Source organism: Celeribacter sp. (assembly GCF_048259695.1).
Lineage (GTDB): Bacteria > Pseudomonadota > Alphaproteobacteria > Rhodobacterales > Rhodobacteraceae > Celeribacter.
The window spans coordinates 1-9,544 of sequence record NZ_JBLXHL010000028.1; the positions used below are offsets into that span (position 1 = coordinate 1).

Annotated in this window: 8 protein-coding genes and 1 pseudogene; 1 reads left to right on the top strand and 8 read right to left on the bottom strand. The window is 63.3% G+C overall.

Annotation, left to right across the window (positions count from 1 at the left end):
• The 8 genes and pseudogenes from ACN0Q0_RS16570 to ACN0Q0_RS16605 form a co-directional block, all read right to left on the bottom strand.
• Positions 1–188 (bottom strand): sigma factor-like helix-turn-helix DNA-binding protein (locus tag ACN0Q0_RS16570; protein ID WP_417244390.1); only part of this gene is annotated, 188 nt, incomplete at its 3' end.
• The gene (locus tag ACN0Q0_RS16575; RefSeq protein WP_417244391.1) at positions 185–1,192 is read right to left on the bottom strand and encodes an ABC transporter permease; all 1,008 of its coding nucleotides are present in this window, start codon (positions 1,190–1,192) and stop codon (positions 185–187) included. The genes ACN0Q0_RS16570 and ACN0Q0_RS16575, both read right to left, overlap by 4 nt.
• Before the next feature lie 12 nt (positions 1,193–1,204).
• Positions 1,205–2,734 (bottom strand): sugar ABC transporter ATP-binding protein, encoded by a 1,530-nt coding sequence (locus ACN0Q0_RS16580; RefSeq protein ID WP_343504486.1) that lies wholly within the window; start codon positions 2,732–2,734, stop codon positions 1,205–1,207.
• A 54-nt stretch (positions 2,735–2,788) separates the two neighbouring features.
• On the bottom strand, positions 2,789–3,808 hold the full coding sequence (locus ACN0Q0_RS16585) for a substrate-binding domain-containing protein (RefSeq protein WP_343504485.1): 1,020 nt from the start codon (positions 3,806–3,808) through the stop codon (positions 2,789–2,791).
• Between the two features lie 914 nt (positions 3,809–4,722).
• Positions 4,723–5,325, bottom strand: a pseudogene (locus tag ACN0Q0_RS16590) (TRAP transporter large permease subunit).
• A 492-nt stretch (positions 5,326–5,817) separates the two neighbouring features.
• Positions 5,818–7,350, bottom strand: coding sequence for a tripartite tricarboxylate transporter permease (locus ACN0Q0_RS16595; RefSeq protein WP_343504484.1), 1,533 nt, complete (start codon positions 7,348–7,350; stop codon positions 5,818–5,820).
• Positions 7,350–7,823, bottom strand: coding sequence for a tripartite tricarboxylate transporter TctB family protein (locus ACN0Q0_RS16600; RefSeq protein WP_095883896.1), 474 nt, complete (start codon positions 7,821–7,823; stop codon positions 7,350–7,352). The genes ACN0Q0_RS16595 and ACN0Q0_RS16600 overlap by 1 nt, the downstream gene beginning before the upstream one ends.
• A 70-nt stretch (positions 7,824–7,893) precedes the next feature.
• Positions 7,894–8,865, bottom strand: a complete 972-nt coding sequence (locus ACN0Q0_RS16605) for a Bug family tripartite tricarboxylate transporter substrate binding protein (RefSeq protein ID WP_095883897.1) — start codon at positions 8,863–8,865, stop codon at positions 7,894–7,896.
• A gap of 258 nt (positions 8,866–9,123) precedes the next feature.
• Between ACN0Q0_RS16605 and ACN0Q0_RS16610 the strand changes: the two genes are divergently transcribed.
• Complete coding sequence (locus ACN0Q0_RS16610) at positions 9,124–9,450, top strand: NIPSNAP family protein (RefSeq protein ID WP_417244392.1); 327 nt, start codon at positions 9,124–9,126, stop codon at positions 9,448–9,450.
• Positions 9,451–9,544: the final 94 nt, after the last annotated feature.

The window sequence follows — 9,544 nt, forward strand, 5'->3', positions numbered from 1 at the left end:
AACGGGCTCTTGATGTCGATCTGCACCATGCCGAGCCTGCGGCCCTGCGCGATCAGCCGGTTCACCTTCGAGGTTGACAGGTTGAGCTTCGCGGCGATCTCGGACTGCTTCACCCCCTCCACGAAGTGCAGCACGAGCACGGTGTGAATCTGGCGGATGAGATCGAAGTCGGGAGACGGTTCGGTCATGCCTTGCCTCCCGCGTCGCGCTTCTTGTTCAGGTAGTGATCGATGGAGACCGCGGTGAGCAGGATCGACCCGCGGATGATGTCCTGCCAGTAGACCGACACGTCGAGCAGCGAGAGCGAACTCGACACGACCGACAGCAGCGCCGCCCCCAGGATCGCGCCGAAGATCGTGCCGGAGCCCCCGTTGAGGCTGGCCCCGCCGATCACCGCCGCGGCGATCACGTTGAGTTCCATGCCCAGGCCGAAAGTGGGCTGGGCCGAGCCGAAGCGGGCCATGTAGATGATCCCGGCGATGCCGCAGAGCGTCGAACAGAGCGTCGTGGTGAGAAAGATCACCCGTTTTGTGCGGATCCCCGAATAGGCGGCGGCCTTCTCGTTGCTGCCGGTATAAAACACCTTGCGGAAGGCAGTGCTGCGCCGGAGCATGAAGTCAAAGCACAGGACCACCACCAGGAAGACGATGATCACCAGCGGCACCGGCCCGATCGAGCCCTGGCCGATGAACTTGAATTCCGGCGGCAGCGTGAACAACCCGAGCGGACGACCGCCGGTGAAGAGAAGACAGGCCCCGCGCGCGATCACCATTACCGCTAGGGAGACGATGAAGTGGTGCAGCCCCATCCGGGTCACGAAAAAGCCCATGAAAGCGCCGATCGCGGTGCAGGCGGCGATCGCCACCAGCGAGGCGAGCCAAGGGTCGACACCTGCGAGGAAGAGCGATCCGGCGATGACCATCGCCAGCGCGGTGACAGAGCCGACCGAGAGGTCGATGCCGCCCGAGATCAGCAGGATCGTCATGCCCACCACCACGATGCCTTCGACGGCAAAGGCCATGACCATCGCGCGCATGTTCACCCAAGTCAGGAAGTAGGGCGATGCGAAGGACATGGCGACGAAGAGCGCCAGGATGATCAGGATCAGCCCGGTCTCGCGCATCCTGAGAAACTTCTTCACCGGGTTGGCTCCCTGCTTGGCGGCTGCGGTCAGTTCGATTGAGTTTTCCACGATCGGTCTTCCTCAGGCATTCAGTGTCGGTTGCGGGGCGGTCTCGAGGCCCGAGGCCAGGCGCATGATGTTTTCTTCGGTCATCGCGTCCCCGGCCACTTCGCCAGCGATGCGGCCCTCGCGCACCACCAGCACGCGGTCGCATAGCCCAATCAGCTCGGGCAGCTCGGAGGAAATCACCACGATTCCGACACATTCGCAGGCCAGTTCCCTCAGGATCCGGTGAATCTCGGACTTGGCACCGACATCCACGCCGCGGGTCGGCTCATCGAGGAAGATCAGCCGGGGATTGACCGAGAGCATCTTCGCAATTGCCACTTTCTGCTGGTTGCCCCCTGACAGGGAAGACACCGGGTCCGAAAGCCGCCCGAACTTGAGGTTGAGTTTCGCTCCCAGACTTCGGGCCAATTCCATTTCCCTTTCCGTCTCGATCAGTCCCGTCGCGGTGGAGACACGCCCAAGATCCAGTGCCGAGACATTCTCCGCAATGGAGCGTTTCAGGAAAAGGCCATCGCCCTTTCGGTCTTCGGAAAGATAGACGAGGCCAGCCGCGATGCTGTCGCCGTAGTGGCGCAGATCCAGCGTTTTTCCATCGAGCAGCACCTCGCCCGAAACGTCGCCCTCTAGACGGCAGATGCCCTTGACGATTTCGCTTCGTCCTGAGCCGATGAGACCCGCGATGCCGAGGATTTCTCCGCTGCGCAGCGCGAAGGACACGTTCCTGAACCGAGTTTTCTCGGTCAAATCCCTGACTTCGAAAATCACCTCGTCAGCTTGCGTTTCTGCCGCCTTCTTGGGCGGATAGAGCGTGCCGATCTCCCTGCCGACCATCGCGTTGACGACGCCCGAGGGTGTGATCTCCGAAATCTCGGCGGTGGTGATGTACTGACCGTCCCGAAAGACGGAGACACGGTCGCAATTGTCAAAGATCTCGACCATCCGATGCGAGATGTAGATGATCGAGATGCCCTGCGCCGACAGTCTGTGCATGATCTCGAAAAGGGTCTGCGCCTCGCGGTCTGTCAGCGCGGCGGTCGGCTCGTCGAGGATCAGGACCTTGCAATCGAGCGTCAGCGCCTTGGCGATCTCGACCAGCTGCTGATGCGATATCGGCAGGTCCCGAACGATCGCGCCCGGATCGATGTCGCACAGCTGCCCCAGCACGGCGCGGGCTTTCTGCTTGAGCGCACCCACATCCATGAGAAGGCGGCGGCTCCGGTTTGTGACCGCCATGAACATGTTCTCGGCCACCGAAATATCGGGGCAGAGGGCGATCTCCTGATGCACCAGCCCGATCCCCAGCTGCTGCGCGGCGCTTGGGGATGCGATGCGGACCGGCTCACCTTCCCAGAGGATCTCGCCGCCGTCGGGCTGGAGGATGCCGTCGATGATGTTCATCAGCGTGGACTTTCCCGCGCCGTTCTCGCCGGCGAGCGCGTGGATCTCGCCGCGGCGCAGCTCGAAATTGACGCCCCTCAGCGCGCGCACCGGGCCGAAGGACTTGCTGACATTGGAGATTTTCAGGATCACGTCGTCGTGCATGAGAGGGCCTCGGAAAAGGGCGGTGAGGCGGGCCCGAACGGCCCGCCGCCTGGGTCACGCCGGGTCGCGGCCCTGCATGTAGGTGTTCAGATCGAAGCTGTCGGCATTGTCCTTCGTGATCACGGCAAATCCGTTGTCGATGAAGGGGATCTGCACCGGGTTGTAACCCGAGGTCCGGTAGTCGTTGAACGGATCGAAGACTTCGGAATGCGCCGCCATGAAGGTCGCCATGAACCCCATGAACCCCTGCATGCCCTGGTTCGGGTTCAGCGCCATGTGGATGTTGCCGGCCTTGATGTGCTCGAGCGTGGCCGGGGTGATATCCGCATGCATGACCAGCACGTCCGACTTGGCTTCGAGGATCGCCGCGACCGCGCCCTCCGCTGAGCCCGCCTCGGGGATCCAAATCGCGCCCAGCTCGGGATTGGCCTGTAGGATCGACGCGGTCGCACGATAGGCGGCGGTGCTGTCCTGATTGGTGGCCTGGCGACCGACCAGTTCCATGTCGGGATAATGTTGCTGCATGTAGTCGATCAGGGCGGTCACCCGGAGGTCATGGTTGGACTGACCCGGATTCTCCAGAACCGCGTATTCGCCCGTCTCGCCGATCTGCTTGACGATTTCCTCGGCAGCAAATTTCGCCTCGGCCAGGTTGTCGGAGGTGATATAGGCGCTGCGGTCGGATTTCGGAGAATCCGCCGCAAAGGTCACCACCTGCGTGCCATCTGAGATGGCGCGGTTGATCGGCTCGATGAACGGATCCGATTGCATCGGATGCACCAGGATACCCGCGGGCTGCTTCACCATGTCCTGCTCGAAAGAGGCGATCTGCTTGGTGATGTCGTAGTCGGGTGTGCCAGAGAATACCGTTTCGCAGCCGAAGGCATCGGCAGCCTGCTTGAAGCCTTGGTAGACCGGCACCCAATAGGGGTGGCCGGACACCATGACGTTCATGATATAGGTCTCGCCCGGAGCGCAGTGCAGACCCTCCTGGGCCGTCGCCGGGCTCGCGGTTGCAAGCGATAGGGCAGCGAGTGCCGGGGCCAGAGCTACGGCAATAGCGGATTGTCTCATGTTGTCCTCCCAAATGACCCTGGCAGACGCCAGGGGTTTCGGTGCGTGAGTACTTGCCTCCCCGCAAGTAATTTCACGACCCGCAATTTCTTGCGTAAGGTGACGATAGAGACGGCTTCCGGGCTTGGTCAACGCCGCGTGAAATTTTTCTTGTTCGGTGCAATTTATTTCAAGCGGCAAGCGAGGGGCGGGACGTCTCCAGCGCAAAAGACAGCTTTCGGCTCATGACACGGTGTCTCTGCCAGATGCCGTCCCTTCGAAACGATCCCCGGCGCAGAGGCCCTCGGCCCGCCGGCAGGCACTTTCATCGCTACTCTTTTTCAAAATTTGTCCCTACCCGCTTCGCGCCCCATCAGTTCTTCGCAAGGGTGTTAGAGCCCGAACAATGCAAAGCGTCGCGGGGGTCAACGCCGCTGCTCAGGCCATTGGTGGGCTTCGGCGCTGCGGTTGCCGCCCCGCGCTTGCGTCAGCCCATCTCCATTGGGTGCATGACGCTCAATCGTGGATCGGTATCGTGGCGGAAGGGAGCAAGCACCCTCCCATCGGTGTTCGGCGGCACTCGACCAGAACGAGACGCGCCAGAGAGCGAAAGAAGCCGTCAAGTCGCGGTACAGGCGAAGTTTCCGCCTTGGCAGGGTCGCCCGAACCGCCCGCGGATATCTAGGATATTCACAGACCGGGATGCTGCGCGGTCCACTGGGACCATGGGGAAATCACCTATGCCATTGCGCCGCTTGTGGTGCCTTGCGTCTCGGTGGTTGTCCTGCGCACCCCGGCACCGGGCCGGGCCTGAAGCAGTGTCGGTCCGGGCTGGGGCGGGGGTCCGCCCAGGAGGCATCGGGTGAGCGGGGCAACGGCGTGCGGCCGGGGGAGGGGCCGCGGTCGGACCGCAGCGGGACCGTTGCCCTGCGCGCTCAGCCGATCAGCGACCACAACCCCAGCGTGAGCGCGGGAATGGCGCACACCAGTCCCAGCACGACGATGATCGCCGCGACGAAGGGCGTCAGCTCGCGGAACACCGCCGCGGCCGGGGTCCTGCTGATCTGCGCGGTGATGAACACGAGGATGCCCACGGGCGGCGTCACGCCACCAAGCTGAAGGTTGATGATCATGATGATCTCGACCTGCACCGGGTCGAAGCCGGCGAGGGTCAGCAGCGGCAGGAACAGCGGTGCGGCGATCAGGATGGCCGGGGTCAGATCGAGGAACGTGCCCGCCACGAAGAGCGTCAGCACGACCACGAGGATCAGCGCCGCCGGCCCGAGCGCATAGTCCTGGGTCAACCCGACGCGCTGTTGCGGCAGGCGGTCTGCGATCTGGATTCAGGCAAAGGGAACGGAGGCCGCGATCAGGAAGCCGATCAGCGCGCTGTCGACGCAGCAGTCGGCAAGCGACCGGCCGAGATGGCGCCAGCTGTATTCGCGGAACACGAACTTGCCCAGCACGAGGGCCCAGACCAGCGCGATCACGCCCGCCTCTGTCGCCGCGGCAATGCCGAAGCGGGTGCAGGACAGCAAGAAGGCCGAGGCCGCGATGACCGAGCATTTCGAAACCGCGATCTCGGTGCTGATCCGCGCAGGGGTGACTTGACGCGGAGCCAGATTTTGGTGACACAGGGCAAGTGCAGTATGGGGGCGCCTAGACCGGAGTGCCTTCGGTCGGCAAGATTTCGTCGGCGCGATTTCACTTTGTTCAACTTTGTATCGGGCAGGCGCACTGAGGCGCATGCGGCAAAGAGCAGAGACGCGCCACTCGGTCGGTAAACCATAATTATTTTTACATATTTTGGCCTTATCCGAGTGGGATGTGGGTCCGAATGATCCTGTGGGCGAGGGCAGCCAAGGACATGATTTCATGGTTGTAGCCCTGACGTGCCGATGCGGCGAGCAGTGGGCATCGGATCGGCTTTGGCTGTCGGCGCAGAGACAGTACACGTGCTCCTCACTTACGACAGAGCAATGCCCCACTTCCAGGCAGGAAAATGGGGCATTATCCAATATCTAAGTTGCTTAGATGTCGCTGCGCATTTCCGCCAAACCCTTCTTCGGCTTGCGGATCAGGATCGCCCAGACGAACAGCGCGGTCAGCGCGAGGAAGAACAGGCTGTCAGGATTGGTCAGGAAGACGATGGGGTTGCCGTCGCTCAACGACAGCGAGCGCCTCAGGTATTCCTCAAGATCCGGGCCAAGAATGAAGCCCAGCAACATCGACACGGTTGAGTAGTTCTGCTTGCGCATGAAATACGCCAGCACGCCGAAGATCACCGCAAGCGACATTTGGATGACCGAGTAGGTCGCCACGTAGCTGCCGACGAGCGCCACCACCGCGATGCCGGTGTAGAGCAGGCCCTTGGGGATCGACACGATCTTGATGAACCACGGGCCGAAGAGCCACAGGGTCAGCGGGATGAGAACCAGCGCCGAGAAGAACAGCGAGCCGAGCATCGGCCCGAGCAGCTCGGCCTGGTTCTCGAGCAGGCGCGGCCCTGGCTGGAGGCCGTTGATCACCAGAACGCCTAGAACGATCGCGGTGGTGGGATCGCCGGGGATGCCGAACATCAGCATCGGCACGAAGGCCCCGCCGCACATCGAGTTGTTGGCGGCCTCTGCCGCAGCGATGCCTTCGCGCGAGCCGTTTCCATATTCCTGCGGCTTCTTCGACGACGAGCGCGCCATCGCATAGGAGACGAAGGCGGCCATCGAGCCACCGGCGCCCGGCAGGATGCCGATGCCGTAGCCGATGAAGGCGGAGCGCAGGTAGGCCAGCAGGCCGATCTCGCGGATCTCCGAACGCGGCGGCAGGAAGTCGCGGCGGCGGATCTTGAGGTCCTTGGCCTTTTCCAGCGTCGAACTCAGGCTGTTTTTCCAGCTCTCCGATTGCATCAGAACTTCGGAGATCGCAAAGGCGCCGATGACCAGCGGCATGATGTCGATGCCCTCGACCAGCGTCTCGGTGCCAAAGTTGAAGCGCGGGATCGGCTGCAGCACGTCGATGCCGACGGTGGCGATCATTACGCCAAGCAGGGTGGCGACGAAGCCCTTGGCGATATTGCCCTTGTCGACGATCACGATGACCACCAGCGCGAAGAGCACCAGCGAGAACTTGCCCGGGGTGCGGATCAGCAGCGAGATCTCGGCGGCGATCGGCATGAAGGCCATGAGCAGCACCGCGCCGATGGCGCCGCCGATCATCGAGCCGAGCGCCGCGTGCCCCAGAGCATTGGCGCCGAAGCCCTTCTTCATCAGCACGTTGCCCTCGACCGCGGTCATCATCGAGGATGGCGCGCCAGGGATGTTGATCGTGGTCGCGGTGATCGAGCCGGAGTACATCCCCGCCATGAAGATCGAGGCGCACATGACCAGCGCCGGCACCACGTCGATGGTGTAGGTGATCGGCAGCAAGAGCGCGATGGCCAGCACCGAGGTCAGCCCCGGCATGGCACCGAAGAAGGTGCCGATCAGGAAGCCGCCGACCATGAAGGCGATGACGTAGGGATCGGCCAGCGCGGACATGCCGCCAAGCACGTCGATGAAGATATCCATCAGAAGAAACCCCCGGTGAGGGTGGGCAGGCGCACGCCGAAGATCCCCGCGAAGAGCCCGTAGAACAGGGCGGTGACGCCGATGGCGTAGATCGCGAACATATGCGGCTTGCGCAGCTGGAAGTGGAAGATCGCAAAGAGCGCCGAGGTGAAGGCCAGCGTCGCCAGCCAGTAGCCGAGCGGCCGGAACAGCGCGATGTAGCCCGCGGTGGCGACGATCACCAGCAGCGGCCGCAGCAATTCGCGTGCGGGGCCGTCGGCGGTGGGCTTGCGGAACTCGGCCACGAAGACCACGGCCAGCGCGGCGTACATCAGGATGGCGGTGAGGATCGGCACCGAGCGCGGGCTCATCTCGCCATCACCCGCGAACTGCGAGTGGATGTCGAAGGCCGCGGCAAGGTAGACGGTGGTGACGATCAGGAAAAAGAAGGGCAGCAGGACACCTGTCCTGAGAAGGGGCGCACGGTCGGCCATCTTGGTCTCCGGTTGGGGGGTGGCACCGGACGCGCGCCCGGTGCCACCTTTCACGACAGGGAGCGGAGGATTACTTCGAGAGTACACCGGCCTCGACGAGCGCATCCATCTCGGTGAACAGACCCTGCGCGGTTTCGTCGGCCCAGGTGTCGAGGTCGTCGCCGGCCAGCCAGTTCGGGGTCACGCCGATCGTCGCGAGCCAGTCCTGGAACTCGTCCGAATTGTAAGCGGTCTCATAGGCGGCCTCGATCTTGGCGACCACGTCTTCGGGGGTGCCTGCGGGCGCGGCGATCACGATGAACGAGCCGTTCAGAAGCTCAACGCCGGCTTCCTCGGCGGTGGGCACGTCGTAGGTCGGGTTCTTGGCGTCCGAGAATTCGACGATGCCGCGGGCGGTGCCATCCTCGATCAGGTTGGCGAAATCGCCGAGCGAGGTCATGACCACATCGACCTCATCCGACAGCAGCGCCTCTTTCTGCGGGGCCGCGCCACCGGGGTAGGAGACGATCTTGAATTGGGTGTCGGTGAGCTTTTGCAGCTGCAGCAGCGTCAGGTGGACCCGCCCGCCGAGGTTCTGCACGCCGATGCGCACCTTGCCCGGGTCGGCCTTGGCCGCGGCCAGCAGGTCATCGAGCGACTGGTAGTCGGAATCGGCGTCTACGATGATCGCATCGGCTTCGCTGGTGATCCGCGCGACGAGGTCGAGCTTGTCCATCTTGTAGCTCGGCAGCATGCCCTGCCACGGCACGGTCACGACGCTGTCGTAGGTCAGCGCGCCCAGCGTATAGCCGTCGCCCTTGGCGCCCATCACCTGGCCGACGCCGGTGGCCGAGTTGCCGCCTTCGATGTTCTCGACATAGATGGTGCCGCCCAGCGACTCTTCGGCAAGCGTGGTCACCTTGCGCACGATGCCATCGGTGCCGCCGCCGGCCCCCCACGGCACCACCATGCGCACGTCACGCTCCGGGAATTCCGCCAATGCGGCAAGCGGCACGAGGGCCGTGGTGAGGGCGGCAACCGCGCCGATGAAAGTGCGTTTCATTAGGTGTCTCCTCCAAGACTTGAACGGACCCTTGCCGTTCTGGGCTGTTGGTCCCGGCCTCGTGATCCCTGCCGCGGTGCAGCTGCGCGCGTGCGCCACTGCCATGAACTCGCGTCAGAGCCGGCCGGAATCGTCGGGCGAACTTGCATCGCTACCAACTAATACATTACTATATGAACACCCGTGGAGCTGGCAAGCCTGCTTCGGAAGGCGCTGGCGATAACGTGGCAAGACCCTGTAAGTAATGAAAGAAAACTCATGCTTTACGACCATCGAACCTATACCTGCCGTCCCGGAACGATCCGCAAGCACCTCGCGCTCTACGGCGAGCACGGTTACGACATCCAGCGCCGGCACCTTGGCAACCCGGTCGTCTACGGCGCGGTCGAGACCGGCGACGTGAATTCCTCCGTGCATATATGGTGCTATGCGGATGCCGCGGACCGGGCCACGAAACGTGCGGCACTCGCGGCGGATCCCGAGTGGCAGGCCTATCTGGCGAAGAGCGCCGAGGCGGCGTACCTCGTCTCGCAGGTCAACCAGCTGATGTCGCCAGCGCCGTTCTTCACGCCGCCGCAGCTCTGATCGAGGGGCGCGGCCTTTCGGCCGCGCCCGTCTTCTTCACAAGGCGCGCTCAGTCCTGCGGCAGGTCCATGCGGCTGGTCAGGAAATCGAGCTC